General features: G+C 60.5%; 21 protein-coding genes and 1 riboswitch. Of the genes, 3 read left to right on the top strand and 18 right to left on the bottom strand.

The window, feature by feature from the left end; all coding sequences use genetic code 11:
• Positions 1–44 precede the first annotated feature (44 nt).
• From K8I84_RS13325 to K8I84_RS13295, 7 genes are all read right to left on the bottom strand, one after another.
• Positions 45–254 carry a DUF924 family protein gene (locus tag K8I84_RS13325; protein WP_223795268.1) on the bottom strand — a complete coding sequence of 70 codons (210 nt, stop codon included), beginning with the start codon at positions 252–254 and terminating at the stop codon, positions 45–47.
• Positions 255–289: 35 nt separating this feature from the next.
• The gene (locus K8I84_RS13320) at positions 290–754 is read right to left on the bottom strand and encodes a GNAT family N-acetyltransferase (RefSeq protein WP_223795267.1); all 465 of its coding nucleotides are present in this window, start codon (positions 752–754) and stop codon (positions 290–292) included.
• A gap of 181 nt (positions 755–935) precedes the next feature.
• Positions 936–2,018 carry a lipocalin-like domain-containing protein gene (locus K8I84_RS13315; protein ID WP_223795266.1) on the bottom strand — a complete coding sequence of 361 codons (1,083 nt, stop codon included), beginning with the start codon at positions 2,016–2,018 and terminating at the stop codon, positions 936–938.
• Positions 2,015–4,300 (bottom strand): FtsX-like permease family protein, encoded by a 2,286-nt coding sequence (locus K8I84_RS13310; protein ID WP_223795265.1) that lies wholly within the window; start codon positions 4,298–4,300, stop codon positions 2,015–2,017. The genes K8I84_RS13315 and K8I84_RS13310 overlap by 4 nt, the downstream gene beginning before the upstream one ends.
• Entirely contained in the window at positions 4,297–4,989 is a 693-nt protein-coding gene (locus K8I84_RS13305) for an ABC transporter ATP-binding protein (RefSeq protein ID WP_223795264.1), read from the bottom strand. Before K8I84_RS13305 ends, K8I84_RS13310 begins: the two co-directional genes overlap by 4 nt.
• A gap of 24 nt (positions 4,990–5,013) precedes the next feature.
• Positions 5,014–8,196 (bottom strand): efflux RND transporter permease subunit, encoded by a 3,183-nt coding sequence (locus K8I84_RS13300; protein ID WP_223795263.1) that lies wholly within the window; start codon positions 8,194–8,196, stop codon positions 5,014–5,016.
• Entirely contained in the window at positions 8,193–9,431 is a 1,239-nt protein-coding gene (locus K8I84_RS13295; protein WP_223795262.1) for an efflux RND transporter periplasmic adaptor subunit, read from the bottom strand. Before K8I84_RS13295 ends, K8I84_RS13300 begins: the two co-directional genes overlap by 4 nt.
• Before the next feature lie 214 nt (positions 9,432–9,645).
• Between K8I84_RS13295 and K8I84_RS13290 the strand changes: the two genes are divergently transcribed.
• Positions 9,646–10,035, top strand: a complete 390-nt coding sequence (locus K8I84_RS13290) for a potassium channel family protein (RefSeq protein WP_263283163.1) — start codon at positions 9,646–9,648, stop codon at positions 10,033–10,035.
• A gap of 97 nt (positions 10,036–10,132) precedes the next feature.
• On the opposite strand, the gene K8I84_RS13285 is transcribed toward K8I84_RS13290, so the two are convergent.
• From K8I84_RS13285 to K8I84_RS13240, 10 genes are all read right to left on the bottom strand, one after another.
• Positions 10,133–10,792 carry an energy-coupling factor ABC transporter permease gene (locus K8I84_RS13285; RefSeq protein WP_223795260.1) on the bottom strand — a complete coding sequence of 220 codons (660 nt, stop codon included), beginning with the start codon at positions 10,790–10,792 and terminating at the stop codon, positions 10,133–10,135.
• Positions 10,793–10,871: 79 nt separating this feature from the next.
• Positions 10,872–12,605, bottom strand: coding sequence for a SulP family inorganic anion transporter (locus tag K8I84_RS13280; protein WP_223795259.1), 1,734 nt, complete (start codon positions 12,603–12,605; stop codon positions 10,872–10,874).
• Positions 12,606–12,611: 6 nt separating this feature from the next.
• Complete coding sequence (locus K8I84_RS13275) at positions 12,612–13,478, bottom strand: MBL fold metallo-hydrolase (protein ID WP_223795258.1); 867 nt, start codon at positions 13,476–13,478, stop codon at positions 12,612–12,614.
• Between the two features lie 78 nt (positions 13,479–13,556).
• On the bottom strand, positions 13,557–15,062 hold the full coding sequence (locus K8I84_RS13270) for a diguanylate cyclase (protein ID WP_223795257.1): 1,506 nt from the start codon (positions 15,060–15,062) through the stop codon (positions 13,557–13,559).
• 155 nt (positions 15,063–15,217) lie between these two features.
• Positions 15,218–15,778, bottom strand: coding sequence for a YSC84-related protein (locus tag K8I84_RS13265; protein WP_223795256.1), 561 nt, complete (start codon positions 15,776–15,778; stop codon positions 15,218–15,220).
• A gap of 84 nt (positions 15,779–15,862) precedes the next feature.
• Positions 15,863–16,531: a DNA-3-methyladenine glycosylase I gene (locus K8I84_RS13260; protein ID WP_223795255.1), complete on the bottom strand. Its 669-nt coding sequence runs from the start codon at positions 16,529–16,531 to the stop codon at positions 15,863–15,865.
• A 34-nt stretch (positions 16,532–16,565) separates the two neighbouring features.
• A complete protein-coding gene (locus K8I84_RS13255; RefSeq protein WP_223795254.1) occupies positions 16,566–17,333 on the bottom strand; it encodes an ABC transporter ATP-binding protein in 768 nt (255 codons plus the stop codon).
• Positions 17,333–18,307, bottom strand: a complete 975-nt coding sequence (locus tag K8I84_RS13250) for an iron ABC transporter permease (RefSeq protein ID WP_223795253.1) — start codon at positions 18,305–18,307, stop codon at positions 17,333–17,335. The genes K8I84_RS13255 and K8I84_RS13250 overlap by 1 nt, the downstream gene beginning before the upstream one ends.
• Positions 18,294–19,211, bottom strand: coding sequence for a cobalamin-binding protein (locus K8I84_RS13245; protein WP_223795252.1), 918 nt, complete (start codon positions 19,209–19,211; stop codon positions 18,294–18,296). Before K8I84_RS13245 ends, K8I84_RS13250 begins: the two co-directional genes overlap by 14 nt.
• A 29-nt stretch (positions 19,212–19,240) precedes the next feature.
• Positions 19,241–21,073: a TonB-dependent receptor domain-containing protein gene (locus tag K8I84_RS13240; RefSeq protein WP_223795251.1), complete on the bottom strand. Its 1,833-nt coding sequence runs from the start codon at positions 21,071–21,073 to the stop codon at positions 19,241–19,243.
• Between the two features lie 136 nt (positions 21,074–21,209).
• A riboswitch (cobalamin riboswitch) is annotated at positions 21,210–21,446 on the bottom strand.
• A gap of 184 nt (positions 21,447–21,630) precedes the next feature.
• Here K8I84_RS13240 and K8I84_RS13235 point away from each other — a divergent pair.
• Together K8I84_RS13235 and K8I84_RS13230 are read left to right on the top strand one after the other, a co-directional pair.
• Positions 21,631–23,505 carry a putative nucleotidyltransferase substrate binding domain-containing protein gene (locus K8I84_RS13235; RefSeq protein WP_223795250.1) on the top strand — a complete coding sequence of 625 codons (1,875 nt, stop codon included), beginning with the start codon at positions 21,631–21,633 and terminating at the stop codon, positions 23,503–23,505.
• Positions 23,495–24,217: a 3'-5' exonuclease gene (locus tag K8I84_RS13230; RefSeq protein WP_223795249.1), complete on the top strand. Its 723-nt coding sequence runs from the start codon at positions 23,495–23,497 to the stop codon at positions 24,215–24,217. The genes K8I84_RS13235 and K8I84_RS13230 overlap by 11 nt, the downstream gene beginning before the upstream one ends.
• Here K8I84_RS13230 and msrA read toward each other — a convergent pair.
• Positions 24,214–25,284: a peptide-methionine (S)-S-oxide reductase MsrA gene (msrA, locus tag K8I84_RS13225; protein ID WP_411722685.1), complete on the bottom strand. Its 1,071-nt coding sequence runs from the start codon at positions 25,282–25,284 to the stop codon at positions 24,214–24,216. The two genes, K8I84_RS13230 and msrA, sit on opposite strands and share 4 nt — an antisense overlap.
• Between the last annotated feature and the right edge of the window lie 189 nt (positions 25,285–25,473).

Below are 25,473 nucleotides of genomic sequence, written 5' to 3'. Positions count from 1 at the left end.
ATCAGGTTCCCTTATTTTTATAATCAGCGTCGGGTGTCGGTGACCTAGAAGCTTGAATCAGGTTGTTTGAGAAAGTCGACCTCCGCAAGGCTACCCGAGGGTGTTTCACGCCATGGAAAAAGCTCACCCGCACTGGCCTGTGCATGCAACGCACCAAACCGCCGTTCAATCAGCGCATCCAGCTCCGCATCCTTTTGCCACCACTGCTCGGGTTTCAGCTCGGAAAACCAGAAGCCGATAATGTCCTGATACATGCGTGTTCTCCTCTAACTTAAATTCGACATGGGTATCAGGCAGATGGGGATGTTGCATCAGCAGGATTGCTGAGATCTTTCTCATACACGTTTGTCGTCTTCGTGAGCTCAAAGCCCACTGAGGGATAAAACTGGTGCGCCTCCGCACGCGTCACATTCGAGCGTACCACCACCCGCGGAAGCTCCAGAGCCCGCGACCATTGCTCAGCAGCGCTGACCAGAACCTTCCCTACGCCCGACCGCCTGAATCCCGCCCTCACAACCAGCCCCGTAATCTCGGCGATATGACCTCTGCCGAGAGTTATGCGTTTCTCAACAGCAGCCCACCCCACAACAAGGTCACCAGAAAGGGCGACAAACAACTGGTTATTGGCGGAGTTATTCAAGGCATCGAGCCATTCCAGGGTCTGGTGTTCGCTTGCCTGATAGCCCCACTGGAGCACTAATTCGTGGATCCCCGTCAGATGTTCCCTACTGGCAGTCTGAATCGAAACGTCCATAGACACCCCAAGCCCCTGAACAGTGAGTTGGCCACGGCCTGTGTGATTCAGAATCTTCGATGAGTTCGTTATTTCGCAAAGACTCGACCAGACAGTCAGCGCAAATGGTTTCAAAAACAGAACTCTAGCTAACCTTGTCCAGAGACGCTATGCATCCGCCCGATTTCCCTGAAAGGCGCGTTTAATCCTTTGCCCCATCACGGGCATACCCCGTCAGTTCCATATACCCCACGCCCGAATGGCTGCCGTCCACGTCCACCGGGCTTTCCCAGTACGGGAACTGTCCCATATTCAGATAATTGCCAGGTCTGGCTTTCACCGACACGTCCACGCCATAGCCGTGCACCTGTAATCGCCAACGAACAGGGTGCCCGTGGCGGAATTCCTCGGGCTTCAGCTCCAAGGCATCCGGGCTCAGGGGAACGGGCTCCCCATCGGCCGGAAGCCAGGTTCCGGATTTGAATCCCCCTTCTTCCTCGCGAAGCTGGAAGCCCATCAGTTTGTCGCCGGAGTCCAGATGCAGGGCAAACCAGTCCCAGCCCTGCTGGCCGGTTTTCAGGAGCTGGCTGCTCCATTCCCGGTCGAACCAGCCCTTCCCGGACACGGGCACGATCTGCTCACCAAGGGTGATCTGCCCCTCGAGGGCAATGTCCACCAGACTGAAATACATGGAGCCCTCGCCACTGGCGGACTTGGCACTGAACCCCCGATCCCCGTGGGCGACCGGATCGCCATTAATGGTCAGCGTGAGGTCGTACCCCCATTCCCGGGCATGAACGCTCAGGTGCCAAACACCCGGCTTTTGCTGCCGCAGTTGCCAGTTATCCAGCCAGACACGGAGCGGTTCCGGTTCGGCCCCGGCGTGGCCCACATCGCCCCGGGCCAGCTTTTCGGCAAAGCGATGCTCTCCACCAAGACTGATCGCAGCGTGAGCCATCCAGGCAGCATCCAGTGTCCAGCTGCCTGGTTCCGGCGATGGTATCTCGGGCGATCGGGGCTGAATTGCCTGCCGGAACTGGGTCCACTGCAGGCCAACGGGCTTGCCGTCACCCGTTTTCAGATTGGCGGTCAGGTACCACCATTCAATGCGGTGCTGGGGATGAGGGCCATAATCCTCCGGAAAGACCAGCGTATCTCCGGGCCGGGGTTGCAGATACTCACTGGCATCCGCAGTTTCAGCCAGGCCGGCAAAGCCCTGGTTGGTGGTGTCGTCCGAACACCCCGCCAGCAGCAGGAAACCACTCAACAGCAGTATCAGCCTCATCGCTCCCCTCCGGTCACGTCACTGGCGGACAAGGGCCGACTGTGGGCGTGGCGCAACTGCCAGCGCATCAGCCCCGCAATGCTCAGGCCAATCAACAGGCTGAGCACGCCCAGCTCCAGCCAGAAGCCTGGATAAACAGCCATGGGCAATGACCAGCCAAACGCCACGGGATTGATGCGGTGCACCAGCACCCAGGTCAGCCAGATACCAAGTGGCAAGGCCAGCAAAACGATGCCACCGGTCAGACCAACGGCCAGCCGGGCAAGGCGGAAGGTGACCTCACGCTGGCCCAGGCCCCACACGGTCAGTAGCTGGTAATACCAGGCCCGCGTGGAGAAGAAGACCCAGCCCATGATCAACAGGGATACGGCGGCCAACAGCAGCGTTACGAACGTGATCAGACGGGTGAGCAGGAAGGTCTGGTCAAACACCTCGTGGGCCAGGGTTTTGATACGGCCATTGTCACGGATGACGACATCCTCCACCTGCCAGACAGTTTTCAATCCTCGTTCCAACTCATGCAAGCGTGCCGCGGCAAGGCTGACGGAAAGGCTTTCAAACGTGGCCGAAAAGGTTTCCGGCAACCGGTCCATGGGCAGGAGTACCTCGCCCGCCGGTCGGCCGTAGTCGGCGTAGATCGCCAGTACCGACAGGGTCACGGTTTGGTCACCCCACGCCAGGCTCAAGGTATCGCCAACGGATACCGCTTCCCGCATCGCCAGCTGCTCGTTCACCATCAGCCCCTCACCCCGGCTGAACGCAGCCCAGGGGGCATCAATGGCGTCCAGAAACCGCCACTGATGCAACATGTCACTGACAGGGCCGACCGAAAAGACATCGATGCCCTGCGACTTACCTTGCTCCGGCAACGCCAGTGCCGCCCGCCCCCGCACCACCCGATGCCAGGCACCCGGCTCAATCAGGTCCGGTCGCGATGCCAGCCAGCTTGCCGCGCTGGTAGCGTCTGCCGAGGGCGGCACCTCCACGTAATAATCCGCAGCCAGCCGCTGAGACAACCAGTCATCAAAGGTGGATTCGAACACGGTCACCAGAGCCTGAACCGCCAGCACCAGTGCCAGCGCAAACTGTAATGCCACCAGGGGAAAAGCCAGGCGCCGGGCCAGCACATCCAGCTCCGCGTATTGCCAGAGGTTCAGAGGATCGGTCGCCGAACGTGCCCACCAGCGGGCGATGCCGGCAACCATGCCCGGGGCTAGGAATCCGGCTCCCAGAAACACCAGCCCCACGGCCAGGAAGACCACCGGGAGGGATTTACCGGCCCAGACCAGCCCGAGACCCAGAACAAGAACACCAGCGGCGATCGGAACCTGTCGTTGTTTCAGGTTGTCGGAAACAGAGGTGAGCCGGGGTGCAAGCTCATCCAGCAGGCACACCCCCAGCACCACCCCGGCCATCACCAGCGCGATACTCAGCCAGTGATTACCCTGGCCGGCATAGACGGGTGTATCGAACAGAGACGCCATGGCCTGGCCAAAGCCGCCCGCCAGGCCATTCGCCAGCCACAGCCCCAGTGCCACGCCGGGTAGCACGCAGACCAGGGCGAGGGTGAGGGTCTCCAGAAACAGCCCAAGTCGGATCGAGGAATGCGTTACACCGTAGCGAAACAGCAGCGCGAAGCTGGCACGGCGCTGGGCCATGCCCAACTGGTGGACGCTGCGCAGCAGCAGGGCGGTGATCAGCAGCACCAGCACGGCCAGGGCATCCAGGTTTAACAGGAAACTCTCTCCCAGCTCGCCGGTCTCCGGGCCTGTGGAAAAGTCCGTCAGCCGGTACCCCTGGGGCAGGTTGGCCGGCGATATCGAATCGGCGCCGATCAGGTACAGCCGCTCCGCTGCTTCGGGTTCGGTTCGGGCCAGCGAGGCAGCCTCGCCAATGTCCATAAATGGCTGACCATCGAGTGGACTGCCCTGAAGAGCACCAGGCACCGTGTCATCGGCAAGGCAGGCGACCGACAGGGGATCGATCCCAACAATACGCCCGGCCCGGGTGGATGAGTCCACCTCCAGCCAGGGCATCACGCAGGCACCGTCACGCCGCAGGGTGACGAAGTCTTCAACGGTAACGGGTTGCCCATCGGCTCGCTGAACCTGATACCGCGTACCGAGGGCCTGCTCGCTCTGGCCCATGCTGGTGCGCGCCTGAGCGGTCAACTGGCTGACCGCGCTCCATAACATGGTGGCGACCAGAATCATGATCACCAGGGCCAGCAGCTGAAAGGGGTGGCGTCGGTAATGCAGAATCTGCGCGAGGAAGGGATTCATTGGCAATCAGACTGTCGACCCGGATGGGCCAGGTCGAGCCGCTGGCCGCATCGGGCCGCCAACTCGGGATCGTGAGTGGCAAGCACCAGGGCACAACCGGTTTCCTGCTGGAGCCGGAACAACTGGTCGGCAACCTCATCGGCGGTGTGTCGGTCCAGGCTGCCGGTCGGCTCATCGGCAAGAATCACCTCCGGCTGCATGGCAAACACCATCGCCAGCGCCGCCCGCTGGCGCTGTCCACCAGACACCTGATCCGGATAGCGATGTTCAAGGCCCGCAAGCCCGAGACGATTGAGCCACTCGGGACCCTGACCGTCCGGTTGCCCGGCCAGGCTGGCTCGCAGCCGGACGTTTTCAAGCAGGGTGAGTGCTGGCATCAGGTTGGCGTCCTGAAACACCACCCCCAGAGACTGGCGTCGAAGGCCGGCCCACTGCCCTGGCTGTTCCTTCGGGCTGTCGCCGGCAGCGCCAACCCGATGTCCGCCCACCCAGATCTCGCCCTCGTCCGGGCGTTCTAGGCCACACAAAAGGTTCAGCAGAGTGCTTTTGCCGGAACCGGAACGTCCCATCAGCGCCAGGGATTCACCCGCCTTGAGCAACAGGGACACACCGCAAAACACCGGCACCGGCTCGCCACCACTGATAAATTGTTTGCTCAGGCCCGAGGCCTGAAGGGCCACATCCGGCATGATCGCATCCCGTTATTGCTCGGCTCAGTCCTCCGCGCCGAGAGGTCTGATGTCGGTGCCCCGTCGTTCAGCCCACCATTCCCGGGCCTGTTCCAGCCAGGACAACAGGGCCGGTATTACCAGCAAGACCAGCAGGGTCGATAACCCGAGTCCAAAGGCAATGGACGTGGCCATGGGGATCAGGAACTGTGCCTGCAACGAGGTTTCGAACAACAACGGCAACAAACCACCAATGGTGGTCAGTGAGGTTAGCATCACCGCTCGCACCCGTTGCACGGCGGCCTCATTGAGAGCGTCCTGGATATCCAACCCCTTCTGTCGCTGCTGGTTGTAGAAAGCTACGAGGATAATCGCGTTATTGACCACAATCCCGGACAGGCCGAACAGCCCGAACAGGGACAGGATGGTCAGCTGCAGCCCCATCAGCCAGTGGCCCAGAAGCGCACCCACCAACGCAAACGGGATAATCGCCATGACGATCAACGGCAGGCTCCAGGAGGCAAACACCCAGGCCAGCACCACGTACATCAGGCCCAGACCAATCATCAGTCCGGTTTTCATATCGCTCAGGGTTTCGCGCTGATCCGCCGCCCGGCCTTCGAAGCTGTAACGCACGTTGTAGCGGCTGGCGATGTCGGGCAGCGCTTCCGCCTGCAGGCTTTCGAGGATCTGATCGGTTGTGCTGACCCGGGTGTTCAGGCTGGAGGTCACTTCAATGGCCAGTTTGCCGTCAGCATGACGAAGGGCCTGGAAGCCTTGGCGATGATCCAGGTTCATTACCTGAGTCAGAGGTACAAACCGGCCATCCTGGATCCGCACCACCATGCGGGAGAGTGTGGACAGCCGTTCCCGCTGGGATTGTGGCAACTGCACCCGGACTTCCACTTCATCCCGCCCATCCTGGTAGATCTGGGCGATTCGGCCATCAAACGCCGCACGTAACTGGCGGCCCAGATCGGCGGTTGTCAGGCCCAGAGCCTCGCCATAGGCACTGACCTGGTAAATCAGCTGCTCACGGCCCCAGGGCATGTCGTCTTCCACATCCAGCACGCCCGGCAAGGTGCCGAGGGCCTGGGACAGTTCATCGGCGGCTGCTTTCAGGGTTTCAGGATCGTTTCCGGTCAGGCGAACATTCACGTCCCGCCCCGGCGGCCCCGCCTGCCGTTCTGAAATGCTCAGATTATCGAGCCCCGCCGGGAGCGTCAGGCGACTGCGCCACTCGTTAATGAATTCCGGGTTACGCACGGAACGCCGGTCCGAGGGCACCAGTTCCAGCATCATGGCGCCCAGCTCTTCGCCGTTACGGGATCGTCCCTCCGACCCAAGGGTAGCGCCATGCGTGGTGATGGCGTGCAGAATCAGATTGCCACCCAGGGCCTCTTCGGTTTCATTCAGGGTCCGGCGCATATCTTCCAGGAATCCATCCACCGTTCGTTCATCGGTGCCGGACACGAAGCTGACATTGGCGTACAGAATCGACGGCTCCGGTGTGGGGAAGAAGTTAAAGCCCAGGCGGCCGCCCGCCAGCAAGCCCACCGTCAGAATCGCCAGCGCCAGGGCGCCGGCCAGGGTAACGCCCCGATGTTCGAGACTGTAACGGGAAATGTCCCGGAACCGGCCTTGCCGGAAGCGATCGAAGCGTTTCTCAAAGCCCAAGCGGAAACGCTCGATGGGGTGCGGGCTCTTTGCCGGCAAGGCGGCCGACTCCTGCTCCTCGCCCTTGTGCTTGCCTTTATCCTTCTTGACAAAGGCATGGCGCAGATGCGCCGGCAGAACGATGAAGCATTCCAACAGGGACGCCACCAACACACAGATCATTACGGTGGGTATGTCGGACAGGATATTTCCGATGATACCGCCTACCACCAGCAGCGGCATGAAGGCAGCAACTGTGGTCAGCGACGAGGCCAGAACCGGCCAGACCATACGCTTGGCCGCCCCCTCTGAAGCATAGATGGACTCTTCCCCCATTCGGGCATGGGCGTCGGCGTCCTCCCCCACCACGATGGCGTCGTCGACGATCACACCAAGCGCCATGATCAGGGCGAACAGGGAGATCATGTTGATGGAGCCGCCAATGCCCCAGAGCACCGCCATGGCCGCCAGGAACGCGGTTGGAATACCGATGGCCACCCACAAGGCCACGCGGCCGGGCAGGAACAGATAGAGCAGGCAGATCACCAGTACCAAACCTCCGAGGCCATTGGTGACCAGCAGGGAGATACGGTCGTTCAGCAGCTGCCAGGTCTGGTCATAGACCTCCAGCTCCATGGTCGGCGGCAGCGTTGGCCGGGTTTCCTCCAGCCAGTCCTCGAGGGACTGGGCCGCCGCCAGCGAGTTACCCTTTTCCGCCCGCTGCAATTGCAGCTCCACCGCCGGATGACCGTCCCGGCTCAGGGTAATCTGGTCGTCCCGGGCTTCCTGCCGGATGATCGCAATATCCCCCAGCCGAAGCTGAATACGCTCTCCGCTGACCACGGGAATATTTTCAAAGGCCTGGGCAGTGCGCCGCTGCTCAACCGCACGTAGTTCACGGGTGGCATCCTGCTGAGCCATCAGACCCGCAGGTAAATCCCGGGAAATCGACGCCACCCGATCGGCGATCTGTTCCAGTGAAAGGCCCAGGGCCTCCATCCTCTCCACAGGCACGTCGATGCTGACCTGCTGCTCCGGCAACCCGATGATCTCCACCCGGTCGATGCCCCGTTCCAGCAGTTCATCTTCGAAGCGATAGGCCAGGTCACGCAGCTCCCGGCGGTTCACATCGCCATGCAGCAACATCCGGGCGACTGGCTCGTAGCGCTGCACCCGAACCACCTCCGGTTCTTCCGCATCCGCCGGCAGGTTGGTGAATTCATCCACCTGCTGGCTGACATCGTCCAGCGCGGTGATGGGGTCCGTGCCCTCGTAAAACTCCAGCGTGATGGAGGAAATGCTCTGGGCCGAGGTGGAGGTCATCCTCTTCAGACCATCCACGCTGCGCAGGCGCTGTTCCAGCGGGTCTGTGATGCCCTGCTCCACGTCTTCCGCCGAAGCGCCGCTCCACACCACCCTCACAGTGACCACGTCCAGTGCAAACGTGGGGAAGAACTGGATATTCATCCGGCTCAGCGCCAGAAACCCACCCAGCAGCATCATCAACATCACCAGATTGGCCGCCACCCGGTGGTGAACAAAGAAACCGATGACTCCCTTCTTGCGCCTCACTGATCGGCTCCTTCGGCGGCATCCACGGGCTCAACCTTGAGACCGGTCAGGGCGTTGGGCAGGTGCGTGGTCACCAGGCGGGTGCCCCGGGTCAATTCCTCGCCGGCCACCAGCAGCCAGCGCTCCCCATTGGAACCCATGGCTTCGCCGATTCGCTCTATGTCGACCCGGCGCATCCGGTCTTCCTCGTTCACCAGGTACACCGAATCAGCACCGTACAGTGCTGCGAAGGGAATGGTCACCGAGTCGTCCCGCTCCGGCCGCTCCAGATTCACCGGCAACAGCTCGCCCGGCCTTAATCCGGAAGGATCGCCAGCCTGAATAAGGATGGCTTCCGTGCCGGCCGGGTCTGCAATACCGGAAAAACGGTCCAACTCAAATCGATGACCCCCCTTACTGCTGGCCATCAGGGTATCGCCGCGGCTGAGCGCGCCCTGCAGTTCCGGGATGTAGCGGGCCGGCACCCGGGCTCGCAGCTCCAGGCCTTCCAGCGGGTACAGGGACAACAGCACCTGGTTTCGGGCCACCTGGTCCCCCGGGGCGACCTGCACGTCCGTCACCACGCCATCGAACGGGGCGGTCATCCGGGCGCGTTCGGCGTCCCGCCGGGTGGTGGCCAGATTAGCTTCAGCCTGGGCCAGACGGGCCTCCAGACTGAGAACCCGGGCGGGATGATCGGCAATATTCTGTTCCCGGGCGGCAACTGTCAGCTCGGCCCGGGCCAGGGCGTCGGTAGCAGTGTCCAGGTTTTCCTGCGAGGCGAGATTGCGCTTTACCAGGGACTGGGTACGCTCGAACTGCCGGCGGGCGTTATCCCGGATAGCTCGCTCGCTTTTCACCGCCGTCAGATCAGTCTGGTAACGAACCTCTTCGGATTTGAGCTGGGCCTGCAGGTCGGCCACCTGGGCTTCGGCCTGGGCAACCTTGGGCCGGATGTCGGCTTCCGCCAGGGCAATCAGTAAATCGCCTGCCTGCACCTGCTGACCCTCAACCACCGGCCGGTCCTCAATACGCCCTTCCAGCGCTGCGGTCACGGTAATGCTTTCCGGCGCCACCACCTGACCATACAGAGGCAGCACGGGTGTATGGGTCCCCGGCTCCACAGCCTGTACGGTCACCCGCCAGCTCCGTTCGGTGGCAGTGACTTCCGCCGGTTCGGGACGGGTCATTCGCAGCAGTGCGTACCCGGCAATACCAATAGCAAGAATGATCAGGGGTAGGAATCGTTTGGACATTACTCTGCAGCCGGTTAGGGTTATTGGTTTCGGCCCGGCTAAGGGCAAAAATTTACTATACAATCAATGCACAGGATCGGATCAGGGATAGTGACCAACAGCAAAAGTTTGCCCTGATCGGGAACACGGTCGTCCACGACGGAGTAAACCACATTTGAGTGTGCAAGAGCATGTCAGCCTACTCAATATCACCCTAATCAATGCGTTGGTTGTGATGGTGGTGGTACTGATTCATCACGAATCCCTGATTCAGCTTACCGGGTTGCTCGCCCGTATCCGCCTGAACCACAGGTTCCGCCTGATAGTAGCGGTGTTCGGGATTCTGGTGGCGCACACGGTGCAGGTCTGGGTCTTTGCCGCCGCCTACTATTTCATGCATTACAGCGACGGCTTGGGCGAGATGACCGGCAACTTTGACGGCAGCCTGCTCGATTGCGTTTACTTCTCGTTCACCACATTCACGACCCTGGGCTATGGCGATATCGAAGTGTTGGGTTACCTGCGCTTCCTGACCGGCATCGAGGCCCTGACCGGGCTAGTGCTGATCACCTGGAGCGCCTCCTTCCTGTTCGTGGAAATGCAGCGTTACTGGCCGAGCCGTTAGCCATTCACCAGCGCCCGCCGCTGCATCGCCGCCCCTTGCCCCATCTCAATTGGCAACATGACCGCAAGAAACGGGTCGGGCAATGACAGGCTCGTGCTCAGCGGTAGCGTCGCTGATCCAGCGTGGCCAGCATATCCGGGTGAAAGACCATCAGCCCGGTCACCAGGGTGCCGTTGACGAAGCCTTCCGGGAACATCATCAGCGGCAGGTAGATAAAGTATTCATCGACCAGCACATCAAAGGAATAGGTGCCGCTGGTCCACAACAGCAGACACATGATGGTGCCGGCAGAGGCGACCGCAATGCCGGCCCCGAAGAAGCCACAAAAGAAAATGTAAGCAAAGAAATTGCGGAAATTTCGCCGGCGCTCCCAGAGCATGATGCGGTAACTCACCAGTGCCGGAATCATCACCGTGATCAATCCGTTAACCGCGAACATCAGTATCGGCTCGCGGCCGGTGACCACCGTCATCAGCAGTGCCATCAACCCGCATACCACGGCCAGGGCCCAGCCCATCATCAGGGTAATGATGGTCATGCCAAACACATGGATAGCCAGGCCTGGCGAGAGCCCTGCCCGCATATGCCAGAGGAAGCCAAGCGCCACCGCCGCGCCGAAAAAGGTGTGCTGCAGGCTGTTATTACGGCGAAACGCCTGCCAGTTAATCGAGCGTACCGCCCGCAACAGAATGAGGGCGAACAGCGCGAAGGTAATGACCCACTGGCTGCTTGAAAGCAGGTTTTCAGTTAACCCCATATCGCTCGCTGCCTCTGCTAATCCAGGGCTCCAACCATGATACCGGCCGGAACCACAAGCAGGGCAGTCCGGGCCGCTGTTAACCGATCATACGCTGGGGTGACCGGTCACCGATCAACCCCTGCCACGCACCAAAAGTACTGAGGTACACTTGCCCGGATAGTTCCTCAAGCAGATCCGAATGCTTGAGGCGGTCCATCACCGGTCCCTTCACCTCAGACAGATGCAGCGCCACACCCGCTTCCTGCAACCGCTCATTGATGGCTTCCAGGCTTTCCAGGGCCGAGGCATCCACGTGGTTCACGCCCGGGCACACGAGCACCAGATCGGTCATCTCGGGTGACCCGGCCACCAGTTCCAGGACCCGTTCTTCCAGAAAACGGGCGTTGGCAAAGTAGAGACTTTCATCCACCCGGAGGAAGGTGACCTTCGGGCACAGCTCCACATCGTACCGTTGCACGTTGCGAAAGTGCTCGGTGCCCGGCACGCGGCCCACCACAGCACTGTGCGGCCGGCTGGTGCGGTACAGAAGCATGACAACCGATAACAGCACACCGGCAATAATGCCGGCTTCCACACTGTGTGCCAGGGTCAGTAAGAAAGTCGCCAGCATGGCGCCGGAATCGCTGCGGGAGTAACGCCAGGTACGGACCATGGCCGGCAGATCCACCAACTGTATCACCGCCACAATAATGGTAGCCGCCAGGGTCGCCTTCGGCAGATAGGCGATCATCGGAGTCAGGAACAGCGTGGCCAGGGCAATCCCGATGGCCGCATAGGCACCGGCGGCCGGCGTTTCCGCCCCGGCGTCGAAATTGACCACCGAACGGGAAAACCCACCAGTCACCGGCATTCCGCCGGACAGGCCGGCACTGATGTTGGCGGTGCCCAGGCCGATCAATTCCTGGTCCGGATCAATCCGCTGCCGTCGGCGGGCCGCCAGTGTCTGACCCACCGATACCGACTCCACAAAGCCAACCACGCTGATCAGCAAGGCGCTGACCATCACTGGCTGCCACAGTGCCTGATCGAAATCCAGCAGTGTCAAAGCCGGCAGGCCCGACGGCACAAACCCCACCAGGCCAACCCCCTTTTCCCCAAGGCTGAGTTGCCAGGCCAGATAGGTGGTAACGACCACCGCAAAGATGGGCGCGGTGCGGGCAAAAATACCGGCGATACGGGCTGGCACCCCGAGTTTCAGCAGCAGCGGCTTGAGCCCGCTGCGGGCGAACAGCAGGAACAGAAATACCCCCATCCCCACCATCAGGGTTGGCCCGTGCAGCTCGCCCAGGCCGGCAAACAAAGTACCAAACAGTTCCAGCAGGTTGTGACCGGAGGCTGGAATTCCGAGTACGTGCTTGAGCTGGCTGGCGACAATCAGAATGGCCGAGGCGGACATGAAGCCGGAGATCACCGGGTGGCTCAGGAAGTTGGCCAGAAAGCCGAACCGGAAAATGCCCATGACCACCAGCATCACGCCGGACACCAGCGCCAGTAATACCGCCGCGGCAATGTATTGCTCGGTGCCGACGTCCGCCAGCGGCGCCAGGGCTGCGGCTGTCATCAGTGAAATAACCGCCACCGGCCCCACCGACAGGGTACGGCTGGTACCGAAGACCGCATACACCGCCAGCGGCAGGATACTGGCGTACAGGCCCACCTGGGCCGGAAGGCCGGCCAGCAAGGCATAGGCCAGCGACTGGGGAATCAGCAGCACCGTGACAATCAGCGCCGCCACCAGATCACTGCTGGCCTGGCCACGATCGTAATCTGGCAGCCATTGCAGAATGGGCAGGTACCGTTTCAGGTTCATCTAAGGTCAGAACCGGTTGATCGGAACTTTCAGGTAGATCTGCCCATTCTCTTCGGGCGGGGGCATGTGCCCGGCGCGCATGTTGACCTGTACCGACGGCAGAATCAGCCGAGGCATATCCAGGGTGGCGTCCCTTTCGGTCCGCATTTTCACGAACTCGTCCTCGGATACGCCTTCATGGACATGGATATTGTCTTTGATCTGCTCGGCCACCGTGGTCATTGGAACGTACTCTTCGCGGTCCGGGCCTTTGTAGTCGTGACACAGGAACAACCGGGTGCTCGGCGGCAGCGCCAGCACTTTCTGAATGGACTGATACAGGGCCCGGGCATCGCCGCCGGGAAAGTCACAGCGAGCGGTGCCGTAATCCGGCATGAACAAGGTGTCGCCGACAAAGGCGGCATCGCCGATAACGTAGGTCAGGCAGGCCGGGGTGTGACCCGGGGTATGCATGACATGGCCTTCCAGCCCGCCAATGTTGAAGGTATCGCCACCCTCGAACAGGCGATCGAACTGGCTGCCATCCCGGGCGAATTCAGTACCGGCGTTGAACGCCTTGCCAAAGATTTCCTGTACGTCCCGGATGTGAACGCCGATACCGGTCTTGCCGCCCAGTTGCTCGTGCAGGTAGGGCGCGGCGGACAGGTGATCCGCATGCACGTGGGTTTCCAGAATCCATTCCACACTCAGATCGTGTTCACGGATATAGGCAATGATCTGATCGGCGGAATCCAGCGCGGTACGCCCGGAGGCGTAGTCGAAGTCCAGCACGGAATCGACGATGGCGCAGGCCCGGCTGTCCGGGTCGCGAACCACATAGCTGAAAGTGTTGGTGGGCTCGTCAAAAAAGGGCTGCACGATGGGATTACTCATCGTAGTCACCTCCTACTCAAATAAATATTTGAGCATAAGGATATTCTCTTTTGGAATATAAAGACAAATACCGTTTGTTCATATCTCCAGCGCGCCTGATGCATCCACGGCACAGTTACGCCCCGCCTGCTTGGCCAGATAAAGCCGGTGATCGGCCCGTGCCACGAGCGAATCCACGCTCACATTCAGATCATCCCACTCAAGGGCAGAGGCAATCCCCGCGCTGATGGTCACCGAAATTTCCCGGCCTTCGAACACAAATTCCGCATCACGTACCGCCGTCAGGATCCGACTCACCATTTGCTTTACCACCTCCAGGCCCGTATCGGGAAACACCAGCACGAATTCTTCCCCGCCGAAGCGGGCCACCACATCCGATGCCCGTGTAAGCTTCTCCAGAAGCTCGGCAAAGTGGCACAGGGCGTAATCTCCGCCCAGGTGGCCAACGGAATCATTGATCTGCTTAAAGTGGTCGATATCCAGCATGGCGATCGTGAAGTCCTCCCCGTACCGCTGGGCGCGCTCCACCAGCTCCTGGAGACGTGGCATCAGATAACGCCGGTTCAGCAACTTGGTCATGGGATCCCGGACTGACTGACTGAGCAGGGTTTCCTCCAACAGGTGCCGCTCCAGCGCCACCGACAGCAGGCTGGTGGTGATGAACAGGAGATGGTCGAGATCCGGTCGCCGGGGTGTCGAACTCAGAAATTCGAACCCGATAAAGCCCACCACTGCGCCTCGCACCCGTACCGGCACGCAGAACAGCGAGACAAACTCTGGCGTTACCTCGGGCTCCGGCTCAGCGCCTGCCAGGCGGTTGGGTATGGCGGGAACAAACTCCACCTCGTTGTGCTCAATCAGGTCCCGCAAAGGCTGCTTTAGCCCATCAAAGGCATCGAGGGCGAGCGTCTGGTCCACCTCCACCAGTGGCTGTATCCCGGGCGCACACCACTGGTGGGTTTTGGTCATGGTGGTGCGTTCGTCATTGAAGGCGTACAGGTAGACCCGATCCATGGAAAAAAACTGGCCCGACCGCGCCAGCAGTTCGTCGACGCATTCGTCGATGGAGCCGAAGCCCACGTTAATGAACTCCGAAGACATGTCCGCAATGAGCTTCTGGAAGCCGGCCTGGAACGACGATTCCGCCTCCCGCTCGATCAGTTCTTGCTGCAAATCCATGTAATTCTGGATATTGAAAAACTGGCCGTACCATACAGTACTGCCGTCTGGCTGGCGCTCTGGCCGGGCATGGGTTTCGAACCACTGGTAATCGGCATCCCGGAGTTTCAGGCGCGCCCGCCATTGCCAGGATTTCAGGGAGCGCGCCGATTCGAGAACCGCCGCCCGGGAGCCTGGGATGTCATCCGGATGGATATAGGGCAGAATTGAGGCCGCATCCTGCGCGAGCAATGCCGGGTCAAGGCCGAGGAGATCCTTCACCTGATCGCTGACAAAGGGGTAGGAGTGTGCCTGGACATCCGCGCTCAGCCAGTACACAAAGAGGATGTCGGGGATACCCGAGGCCAGTTTGCGAAAAAATTCTGCAGACGGACCCGCCGCCTGCCCTGTATGACTGGTCGCCATTGGTAACCCCGTACTCTGAATGAGGAATCCTGCCCTCGTTCAACAGAGTGTAGTTCAGGGCCAGGGGTGCGGCGAACCGCACCCGTCCTCGATGTACAGGTGCTCCAGAGCTTCCCTTGTCTGAGCTCCGCCCGTACGGGTGCCTGAACGGCTTTTTAGCGCTGGATGCGTGATATTTTCGTGCCCTCAATATTTACACCAGCCATCAAGCCCTGCTGACTGAAGATGAAGGCGTAGGCATCGTCCTTGATGGAAGACGTTGAAAGGTTTTTCGTCACACCTTCATCAACCATAACGACGGTGGGTCCGACCCCCACCTCCCAGCCCTGTGAGGTTTCAAGGTAGTTAACGGCTTCGTCACTCATCAGAAACATCACATACGCGTATGATTGAGCGCCAATCTGGAACCCTAAAGTCCCGGTTACGGAGTTATAGTAGTCGACCACCTCCGAGCCCTTCATCAGCACGCCTTCACCGTAACTGCCACCGAAGACCAGTCCAGCTTTTACAATGTTCGGAAAAACCAGAATGGCCTTGGCGTCTTTACCGAGAGCCTTGGCTGCTTCATTTGTGCCATACAACTTCTCCAGAGCCTGCTGAGCGTCACGATGCAAGTCCTCCGCCGTTGCAGACATCGCGGGATTGCCAGCGGCGAGCAGCACGAGGGCAGCTAACGCCACGACGAATCCCAGCACGTAGTTTGTTTTGTTTTTCATGATGAGCCCCCTGCCAATACCTGTCTCGAAAAGTATAGACCTGGCGGGCGTGAAAAAAGCAGTCCGGCACGCTGGCCGAGCACCTCAACTATCCACGGTATAGGACAAAATACGCGACAGGTGGCTATAGGGCAGACCGGTTTCCTGATGCCACTCATTGAACGCTGCCTGGGCCTGCTCGAGTGCCTTTTTACTACCCGGTGATGCATCCAGTCGCTCTTCCCGATGCAGGGCAGCAATCACATCTCTTGAGAGAACAAAACCATCCCAACCGACCCGACGCAGGAAGTATTGCGCCGATGCACCGCCCAATCGGTCGCCGTGCTTCTTGAACCAGAGCAGCAACCCGGCCTGATCATTGGCCGGCCAGTTGGCCAGAAACGCCCCGAAACTACCGTGCTCCCGCGCAGCATCCACAATCATCCGGGCATTTTCCGGCACCGTCTTGATCTTCTGCATGTTCCGGACGATCCGTTCGTCCCTCGCGAGGTCTTCCAGCACTTCCGGTGGCACCTGCTGCCAGTACAGGGGCACAAAGCCTTTGAAGGCTTCTTCAAAGCCCGGCCATTTATTGTCAATCACACGCCAGACAAACCCTGCCTTGAAAATGCAACGGGTAATCTCCGACAGGTAACGATCATCACCCAATGCTTTCAGTTCGCCGGCTGTGGACACACGGGGCAGTTGCGCCCTGACGGCGTCCTCGCCGCCCTTCTGATCCACGGCCCACTGGTAGATTTTTGTGAACGACATGATTGGTCTGAACCCCTTGCGTGGATTGTCCGTTTCAGCGGGCCGGAACAAACACCGGCGCACCATCCGCCTCGACCGTCACCAACCGGTGGCCGTAAAGCCGCTCCAGCACCGACACTTCCAGCATGGTGTCTGCCGGCCCCCAACAGGCCTCACCGCCCGGGTACAGCAGCAGTAGCTGATCGCACCAGCGGGCCGCCAGATTCAGGTCGTGCAGACACATGAAAACCGCCTTGCCGCCGGCAGCCTGTTCGGCCAGCAACTGCATAACCGCCACCTGATGGTGAAGATCCAGGTGATTGCTCGGTTCGTCCAGGAGCCAGATAGCCGGATTCTGGGTCATCAGCGTGGCGATCGCCACCCGCTGGCGCTCACCGCCAGACAGGGTATCCACCGACCGGTCACGCAGATGCCCTACATCCAGCGCCTCAAGGGCCTGCTCGGCGAAAGCCAGATCTTCCGCGCGCTCCATCTGCCAGGGGGACAGCCAGGGATGCCGGCCGACCAGGGCCGTTTCCAGCACGGTCGCCGGGAAACCATCGTGGTGCTCCTGAAACACCAGCCCCAGCTGGCGGGCAACGTCCCGGCGTTTCATGGCCGCGAGGGAATTGCCATCCACCTGCAACTGGCCGGTTCGGGGTGCCCGCAAACCCGCCAGCGTATGAATGAGGGTGGATTTACCGGCGCCATTGGGCCCCAGCACCCCCCATACCTGGCCGGGCCGGATCTCCAGATTCAGGGGCGACCCCGCCTCCCGGCCGGGTACGTCGATGATCAGGTTGTCCGCAGTCAGCACACTCATCATCGGCTCCGGTACAGCAGGTACAGGAATGTTGGAACCCCCAGCAGGGCGGTAATCACCCCCACCGGCAATTGCTCCGGTGCAATGATCACCCGGGCCAGCATATCGGCCAGCACGAGCAAGGCTCCGCCCGCCAGGGCGCAAGCCGGCAGAATCAGGCGCTGGTCGTTACCCAGCACCAGCCGGAGCATATGCGGCACGACCAGGCCCACAAAACCAATGCTGCCAGCCAGGGTGACGGCGGTGGCGGTCAGCAGGCTTGCCAGCAGGTAAATCAGCCATTCCAGCGGGCGCACCGACACCCCCAGGGCCGCCGCCTGCAGCGGGCCGCGGGCCAGCACGTTCAAAGTGCGCCCTAGAGGAAACACCAGCAGGCACACCACAAAAAGCAGAATCAGCGCTGGCCAGGGATTGCCCGCATGGGACAGATCCCCCATCAGCCAGTACAGCATACCGGGCAACTGGCGGGCGGGGGCCATGGCCAGCATCAGGGTAATCAGGGCACCCCAGCCGGCCGCCACCACCACACCGGTCAGCAGCAGGCGCGATGAGGTCCAGCTGCCACGGCCATGGGCCAGGCCGAACACCAGCAAGGTGGCAAACATGGCGCCGGCAAAGGCCGAACCGGATACCAGCACACCGGCTAAACCAGCCAGCATGGCCAGCAATGCGCCCACGGCAGCGCCGCCGGACAGACCCAGAACGTAGGGGTCCGCCAGAGGGTTGCGCAACAGAACCTGCATCAGCGCCCCGGCCACAGCCAGCAAGCCACCCACGGCGTAGGCGCTCAGGGTTCGGGGCAGGCGCAGCTCAAGCACCAGCGTCCGTTGCAGCTCGGTCCCGCCGCCAATCAATACCTTTAACGTATCCAGCAAACCCACAGCGCTGCTGCCCAGGCTGACGGACGCGATACCCGCCATCACCCCTATCAGGCCAAGCAACAGCAGGGGGCGCGATGGATTAGAGCCGGGCACGGGCTTGTTCCAGGCTGCGGCAAAGATGACGAGTACCCTCCAGCAGGCGCAGGGTGGGTCTGGCCAGCAGGGTCGGTGGTTCGAGAAAGAGGTTGGCGTTGGCAACGGCGGCCAGTTCCGGGAACTGACGCCAGAAATCCAGCCAGGGCTGATTCTGGTCTGGCGAACCGGAGGTAATGATGGCGTCCGGATTAGCCGCCAGCACGGATTCGGTGCTGATCCGGGGTACCAGACGGGGCAAGTCGCCAAAGACGTTCACGCCACCGCACAGGGCGATGGCCTTGCTGATCAGTTCGTCGTTGTTCACCGTCATCAGTGGTTCATGCCAGACCTGATAGAACACGCGGACTGCCTGAACCTCCGCATAAGTCGCACGTAAACTGCCCAGATCCGACAGGAAAGCCGCCGCCCGAGCCTCACCGGTTTTCGGATGGCCTGTCAGCCGCGCCAACCGTTCGATGGTGTGGGCGATATCTTCGAAATCCCGGGGGGCGAGCCAGAACACCGGAATGCCAATGGCCGAAAGCCGGCCAAGCTGTTCCCGGGAATTGCCGTCCACCCAGGCAACCACCAGATCCGGTTCCAGACTTACAATGGCCTCCAGATCCAACCGGTTACTGTCGCCCACTTGCGGCAGCTTGGCGGCTTCCTCCGGGTAGTCACTCCATGCGCTGACGGCCACCACCTGGTCTCCCGCCCCGGCGGTAAACAACCACTCGGTAGCACCCGGTGACAGGGACACCACCCGCTGGGCGGGCGTATCCAGACACAGTCGGGTATTCAGGTCATCCGTCTCACAAAGGGCCGCCGCTGCCGGTCTACCGACAAACAGCGTGGCCAGCAGGACCATGAGCAGGAGCTGCCTTCTGCCGGTCGAGGGCAGACGGCTCAGGTATTCAGTCACACAGGCTCCTGTTCATATCTCAACTCCGATTACTGCCGCCAATCGTAGCGAACCGACAGAAAGACGCTCCGGCCGGCACTGATAAAGTCAGTGTTATCGAAGCGCTTGGCGGTGGTGTATTCCCGGTCCAGCACATTGTCCACAGACAGGGCCGCCAGCCAACCCGGTGCAAATACCCGCGACGCCCGCAAATCCCAGACGCCAAATCCGGCAATCCGCTGACGACCCACTCCAAACAATTCCTCGTAGCGCTCGCTTTCAGCCCGGAGTGTGGTGCCCAGCACCCACTTGCCCAACTCCCGATCGACGTCCAGGCGCAGGATATTTTCCGCCCGGCGGATCAGTTGTTCCCCGGTTGCCGCATTTTCGTAGTCGCCGAAGGTGCCGGCCGCCGAGAGGCTCCAGCCGGCCTGCTGCCAGCCACCACTCAGTTCTACACCGCGCAGGCGGGCTTCCGGCACACTATCGGCCGCATCCTGGCTGGGCAGGGACAAATCGTCCACATCAGAATGGAAGGCCGCAACGTCCCAGAACCACTCGCTGTAGCGGCCTTCAACCCCCACTTCATAACTTTTTGCCTGCTCGGGTTCCAGGTCCGGATTACCAAAACCGGGGAAGTAAAGGTCGTTGAACGAGGGCGCCTTGAAGGACGTTCCGGCGCTCATCCGGACCCGGTGCTGACGATCCAGCTCGTAGCCGAGCCCTGCGCCCCAGGTGGTTTCATTGCCGTAGGCCTCGTTGTCGTCATTACGCAGGCTCAGGTGCACGTTCAGAGGGCCGAAGTTCATCAGCGCCTGACTGAAGACACCGGTGTTGGAGCGGCTGGATTCATCATAGTCGACACTGCTGTCCACGCGATCCACCAGATACTCGGCGCCCAGTACGAACTCGTGGGTGCCGGCGCTGAACCAGTTTTCCAGCCGGGAACTGCGGGTCTGGGTGTTGAAGGTACCGGGAAAACTGCTGAAATCCTCCAGTTCGTCCCGGGCGTCGGACAGCTGACCCGCCACCCGCCAGTGGCGATTCACCGGCACATCCAGGTTCACGCCCGCGGTCTGGAACCGGAAATCCTCTTCACCGCCCTCGTATTCGGTGTTGCCCTCGGCGCCCAGAAAGGTAAATCCGGCCGTCACCCCATTGCTGAACCGGTGGCTGCCACCCAATACGGCAGAGGTATTGTCGTAGCCCTTGTCTTCCCCACCTGAAATCACCGGAGCGCCATCGCTCTGAAAGTGATTGATACCGGCGTTGAGTCGGTAGTCTGATTCGACCGACGAGGCGCCAGCACCATTCTGCTGGCTGTTGAAGTTGCCGGCCCCGGCCTCAAACCAGGCACCACGGCCTTCCTGAGCGGGCAGGGTAAAGGCTTGCACCACCCCACCCACGGCATCCGCGCCATACAGACTGCTGCGACCACCCCGAACGATCTCGATCCGGTCGATCAGTTGCGGAGGCAGGTATTGCCAGGCCGGTCCGCCAACCGTGGCGGAGCGAATCCGGATGCCGTCCACCAGCAGCACCGAGGCATCAGAGGAGTGACCGCGAAGAAACACACTGGTCTGTTTACCGAATGCACCGTTGCTGGTGACGTTGACCCCCGGCTGGGACTCGATGACTTCACGAAACTCTTTCGGTTGCTGGCGCTGGATGGCTTCCCGATCGATCACGGTGACCGACGACAGGCTCTCGCCCACGGTTTTCGGTCCCAGTGTCGCGGTAATGACAATGGGATCCATGCCAGAGACATCCGAATCGGCACTGGTGGTCGTACTGGTATCAGCGGAAACCAGACTGACAGGTATAGAGAACAGCAAGACTGCTCCCGGAAAGGTGTGGGATAACCCCGTTTTGATAGACAACATGGATTGCAACTCACTCGCACTCCGCACGCACCCGTACGGCGTTGATGCTTCTGTTGCGTGAGGGGAGGCAGGGTTGTCAGACGGGCTGGAAGCAGGCCGGCAGAAGGCAGTCACCCCACCGACATTGCCCTCCGCAACGCCAGGTGTGTTGACAGGCCGGTCTCCGGGCTTACGAGCGGTGCAGACTGCACTGGGGTGACCACCTTCCCATGCATCGGTCCTTCCTGAGAGGGACCCTGGCACAGTGGCGCACTTGGTCACCGGTAACTCGCTTACCGTTGCGGGGGCAGCGCCGGACTTTCACCGGCTTCCCGTTTCACCCTTGCGATATCGGCTAACATCACAATAGGGCACCTGAAAACGCGCAGCAAGGCTACCAACCGGTCATCCGTTGGTCAATCTTTTGCATCGTCAGTCAGATCAATAAGTTGGCAATTCTGTGCAAGCACAGACCCGCTCCCACTCGCCTATATTGAGTGTCATGGAGACCGGTAATTGGCCCTGTTATAGTCATTGACCAACCCCATGCTGATCTGGTCAAACGTCCAAGGAGAGTTATGCAGGCTGAGCTCATCGACATCCGCAATCACCTGGCGAATTTCCCGCCCTTTGACGACATGCCCGAAGAGCTGCTCAATCAGGTGGTCAACAGCATCGAGGTGGAGTATTTCCGCGCTGGGACCCAGATTCTCAACTTTGGTGAGGCAAACCACTGGCTGTACTACGTGCGGAGCGGCGCGGTGGAAGTGTTCCGGCGTTCCGGCGAGCTCTATAACCGGGTGGGCGAAGGGGGCGTTTTCGCCCAGTTCAGCCTGCTGCTGAGCAACCGGGTGCGGTTTCCCGCCAAGGCCCTAGAAGACACCCTGGTCTATCGAATTCCCCACGAAGTTTTCCAGCATTTGTTTGAAAATGACGAGAATTTCGCTGATTTTGTCGAAATTGAAGACAGCTCCCGCCTTCGTTCTGCGGTCTCCCGTCGGGAAAAATCCAGCCTGATGACCTCGCGGGTCACGCGCCTGATCAACCGGACCCCGGTATGCGCGCCCTGCACCATCCGACTCCAGGAGGCGGCACGCATCATGACCGAACAGGGTGTATCGGCCCTGCTGCTCATGGACGAAACCCGGCAGCCCGCCAAGCTGACCGGCATCGTGACCGACAAAGATCTGCGTACCCGCGCCCTGACTGAAGCCCTGCCGCCGGAAACCTGCATCGGCGACATCATGTCCGAAGGGCTGGTGACCACTAATTCCAAGGCCTTCATCTTCGAAGCCATGCTCACCATGCTGCACAACAACGTGCACCACCTGCCGATCATGGACCGGGACGAAGTACGCGGGGTGATTGCCCTGTCAGACATCGTCAAGCACGAAAGCCAGAACAGCCTGTACCTGGTCAGTAATATCTTCCACCAGCACACAGTAAAAGGGCTGAAGAAAGTCAGCCTGGATGTACGGAACAGTTTCGTGCGGATGGTCAACGAGGACGCCAACTCGCACATGATTGGCAGCGCCATGGCCGGTATTGGCCGCAGCTTTACCCAGCGGCTGCTGGAGCTGGGTGAGGAAAAGCTGGGGCCGCCGCCGGTTCCCTACTGCTTCATGGCAATGGGGTCCATGGCCCGGGACGAACAGCTGGTGGTGACGGACCAGGACAACGCCATGATCCTGGACGACAGCTTCGACCCGGAACAGCACGATGACTACTTCCTGGAACTGGCCCGGTTCGTCAGTGACGGCCTGGCGGAGTGCGGTTACACCTACTGCACCGGGGACATCATGGCCACCAACAAGCACTGGCGGCAGCCCTTGCAGGTGTGGAAGCACTACTTCACCGACTGGATCGAAAACCCCAAGGCCCAGGCCCTGCTCAACAGCAATATATTCTTCGATCTGGACGGTATTTACGGCCAGACGGAATTTGCCGAGGAACTGAAAACCCTGATTGCGGAAAAGGCCAGCAGCAGCCAGCGGTTCCTGACCCTGATGGCCCGCAACGCCCTGAACCGGACTCCGCCCATTGGCTTTTTCCGCAATTTCGTACTGGAAAAGGACGGCCAGCATCGGAACAGCTTCAACCTGAAGCGGAGGGGTACCGCCCCGCTCTCCGACCTGATCCGGGTGCACGCCCTGGCTTGCGGCTCACGGGCGCAGAACACCTTTGATCGGCTGGAAGCCATCGGCAAAACCAAACTGCTGCTGGACGACGACCTGGGTAACCTGCGGGATGCCCTGGAGTTCATCGCGATTGTTCGCATCCGCCACCAGGCACTGGACATAGAGCACGGGCGCGAGCCGGACAACAATGTGAACCCTGAGGACCTGTCGCCCTTCGAGCGAAGCCACCTGAAAGATGCCTTCCAGGTGGTCAGTAATGCCCAGAAATTCCTGCGCTTCCGGTATAACGCCCAGGTGGGCCGCAATGTTCAGTAAACCGGCTGCGCCACAACCGCAGAAGTCCTGGCCAGAACGCTTTGAAGCGCTGGCCAGAGAGGCAAAAAATCCCCTGTTGAAAAGATTCTACAAAACCGGCTGTGTCTCAGCGGATACGCCACTGAGTAAGGTCCCCATGGTTGCCATAGATTTCGAAACCACGGGGCTGGACCCTTCGCAGCATTCGATTGTCAGTGTGGGCATGGTGCCCTTCACCCTGAAGAGCATTGAACTGGCGGAGGCCCACCACTGGATCGTGCGGCCACGCCAGCCCCTCAGTCAGGCCTCCATCGAGGTTCATGGCATCACCCATTCCGATATTGACCACGCGCCGGACATCGAAGACATCCTGCCGACCATGTTCAAGCTGATGAATGGCCGTATTGCCGTGGTTCACTTTCGCGCCATCGAACGGGAATTCCTGGACGTGGCCCTCCAGTATCGGTTCGGCGAAGGCATTACCTTTCCGGTGATCGACACCATGGCCATCGAAGCCCACCTGCATCCGGACCGGCGACCCACCCGGTGGCAGCAGTTTTTTGGCAAGAAGCCGGTCTCCATCCGGCTGGCGGACAGCCGGATCCGATACCGGCTGCCCCATTATCCGTCCCATAACGCGCTGGTGGATGCCCTGGCGACCGCCGAATTGCTGCAGGCGCAGATTCTCCACCATTTCAGCCCGGAAACTCCCATCGGGGACCTCTGGCTTTAGCCCGTCACCTCATCGATGTACTCGCCATAACCGCGGGCTTCCATCTCATCCAGCGGGATGAATTCCAACGCCGCGGAGTTCATGCAGTAACGCAGGCCAGTCGGGGCCGGACCATCATTGAACACATGCCCCAGATGGGAGTCGGCATAGCGGCTGCGGATTTCCGTGCGGGTCATGAACAGGGAGCGGTCCTCCTTTTCCACCACGGCATCCGGAGCAATGGGCCGGGTAAAACTCGGCCAGCCGGTGCCGGACTTGTACTTGTCCCGGGAGGAAAACAGCGGCTCGCCAGACACAACGTCCACGTACAGGCCAGGCTGCTTGTTATCCCAGTAAGCATTGCCGAATGCACGCTCGGTACCGTCCTCCTGGGTCACCTCGTACTGAATCTCGGTCAGTCGGTCTTTCAGTGCCTGCTGCTCCGGTTTCTTGAAGGTGTCCGGGTTGAAACCGGCGGACTCATCGCTGCCAGACGTTGTTTCCGGTTTGAACTGGGAGAAATCCAACTCGTAGTCCTCGCCATACACGCCCTCGATGAACTGATAGCGGCCGGACTTGAAAGTATAGAATTTGTATCGGATCGGGTTCTTCTTGTAGTAATCCTGGTGGTATTCCTCGGCGTCGTAGAAAGTCTCCAGCGGCACGATTTCGATCACCACCGGGTCGTCATACACACCGGAGGCCTGCAGCTCGGCTTTCGCCGCTTCGGCGAGGCGTTTCTGCTCGGTGTTGTGGTAGAAAATTGCCGGGCGATACTGTTTGCCACGGTCGACAAACTGGCCCTCCGCATCGGTCGGATCCATCATGCGCCAGAGCCCCTGCAACAGGCCCTGGTAGGTCATTTCATCGGGATCGTAGTAGACCTGAACGGCCTCGGTATGGCCAGTGCGTCCGGACGATACTTCTTTGTAGGTGGGATTGGCCTGCTCACCTCCGGCATAGCCGGACACGGCCTCAACCACCCCCGGAATCTTTTCGTAACCCGCTTCCACACACCAGAAGCAGCCACCGGCGAAGGTGGCTACCGCCAGATCCGGGTTATCCGGCGCATAGGCGCTGCCCTCCATATCGTGTTTATCGGCACTCGCCAGGGTGTGATAGCCCACACCGGTCAGAATCAGGGATGCGCCCACTGCCAGGACTGCAAGTTTGTGTTTCATCGTACGTCTCCTCTCATGAACTCCATGCTCACAGCAACTCCATGCTCACAGCTTACCGAGCTACGTTCACGAAACCGTTCAGAGAGTATTACGAAA

The sequence above is a fragment of the Marinobacter sp. F4216 genome (assembly GCF_019931195.1).
Classification (GTDB): domain Bacteria; phylum Pseudomonadota; class Gammaproteobacteria; order Pseudomonadales; family Oleiphilaceae; genus Marinobacter; species Marinobacter suaedae.
This window is presented reverse-complemented; position numbering and strand designations above follow the sequence as displayed.

What these genes read in the sequence shown, in the direction of transcription:
- msrA (WP_411722685.1), bottom strand. Translation starts at nt 25,284, where the DNA reads ATGGAGGGCAGCGCCTATGCGCCGGATAACCCGGATCTGGCGGTAGCC.
- K8I84_RS13295 (WP_223795262.1), bottom strand. Translation starts at nt 9,431, where the DNA reads ATGTCCAAACGATTCCTACCCCTGATCATTCTTGCTATTGGTATTGCC.
- K8I84_RS13310 (WP_223795265.1), bottom strand. Translation starts at nt 4,300, where the DNA reads ATGAATCCCTTCCTCGCGCAGATTCTGCATTACCGACGCCACCCCTTT.
- K8I84_RS13260 (WP_223795255.1), bottom strand. Translation starts at nt 16,531, where the DNA reads ATGTCGTTCACAAAAATCTACCAGTGGGCCGTGGATCAGAAGGGCGGC.
- K8I84_RS13240 (WP_223795251.1), bottom strand. Translation starts at nt 21,073, where the DNA reads ATGTTGTCTATCAAAACGGGGTTATCCCACACCTTTCCGGGAGCAGTC.
- K8I84_RS13325 (WP_223795268.1), bottom strand. Translation starts at nt 254, where the DNA reads ATGTATCAGGACATTATCGGCTTCTGGTTTTCCGAGCTGAAACCCGAG.
- K8I84_RS13320 (WP_223795267.1), bottom strand. Translation starts at nt 754, where the DNA reads ATGGACGTTTCGATTCAGACTGCCAGTAGGGAACATCTGACGGGGATC.
- K8I84_RS13285 (WP_223795260.1), bottom strand. Translation starts at nt 10,792, where the DNA reads ATGGGGTTAACTGAAAACCTGCTTTCAAGCAGCCAGTGGGTCATTACC.
- K8I84_RS13275 (WP_223795258.1), bottom strand. Translation starts at nt 13,478, where the DNA reads ATGAGTAATCCCATCGTGCAGCCCTTTTTTGACGAGCCCACCAACACT.
- K8I84_RS13280 (WP_223795259.1), bottom strand. Translation starts at nt 12,605, where the DNA reads ATGAACCTGAAACGGTACCTGCCCATTCTGCAATGGCTGCCAGATTAC.
- K8I84_RS13235 (WP_223795250.1), top strand. Translation starts at nt 21,631, where the DNA reads ATGCAGGCTGAGCTCATCGACATCCGCAATCACCTGGCGAATTTCCCG.
- K8I84_RS13270 (WP_223795257.1), bottom strand. Translation starts at nt 15,062, where the DNA reads ATGGCGACCAGTCATACAGGGCAGGCGGCGGGTCCGTCTGCAGAATTT.
- K8I84_RS13230 (WP_223795249.1), top strand. Translation starts at nt 23,495, where the DNA reads ATGTTCAGTAAACCGGCTGCGCCACAACCGCAGAAGTCCTGGCCAGAA.
- K8I84_RS13265 (WP_223795256.1), bottom strand. Translation starts at nt 15,778, where the DNA reads ATGAAAAACAAAACAAACTACGTGCTGGGATTCGTCGTGGCGTTAGCT.
- K8I84_RS13315 (WP_223795266.1), bottom strand. Translation starts at nt 2,018, where the DNA reads ATGAGGCTGATACTGCTGTTGAGTGGTTTCCTGCTGCTGGCGGGGTGT.
- K8I84_RS13255 (WP_223795254.1), bottom strand. Translation starts at nt 17,333, where the DNA reads ATGAGTGTGCTGACTGCGGACAACCTGATCATCGACGTACCCGGCCGG.
- K8I84_RS13290 (WP_263283163.1), top strand. Translation starts at nt 9,646, where the DNA reads ATGGTGGTGGTACTGATTCATCACGAATCCCTGATTCAGCTTACCGGG.
- K8I84_RS13305 (WP_223795264.1), bottom strand. Translation starts at nt 4,989, where the DNA reads ATGCCGGATGTGGCCCTTCAGGCCTCGGGCCTGAGCAAACAATTTATC.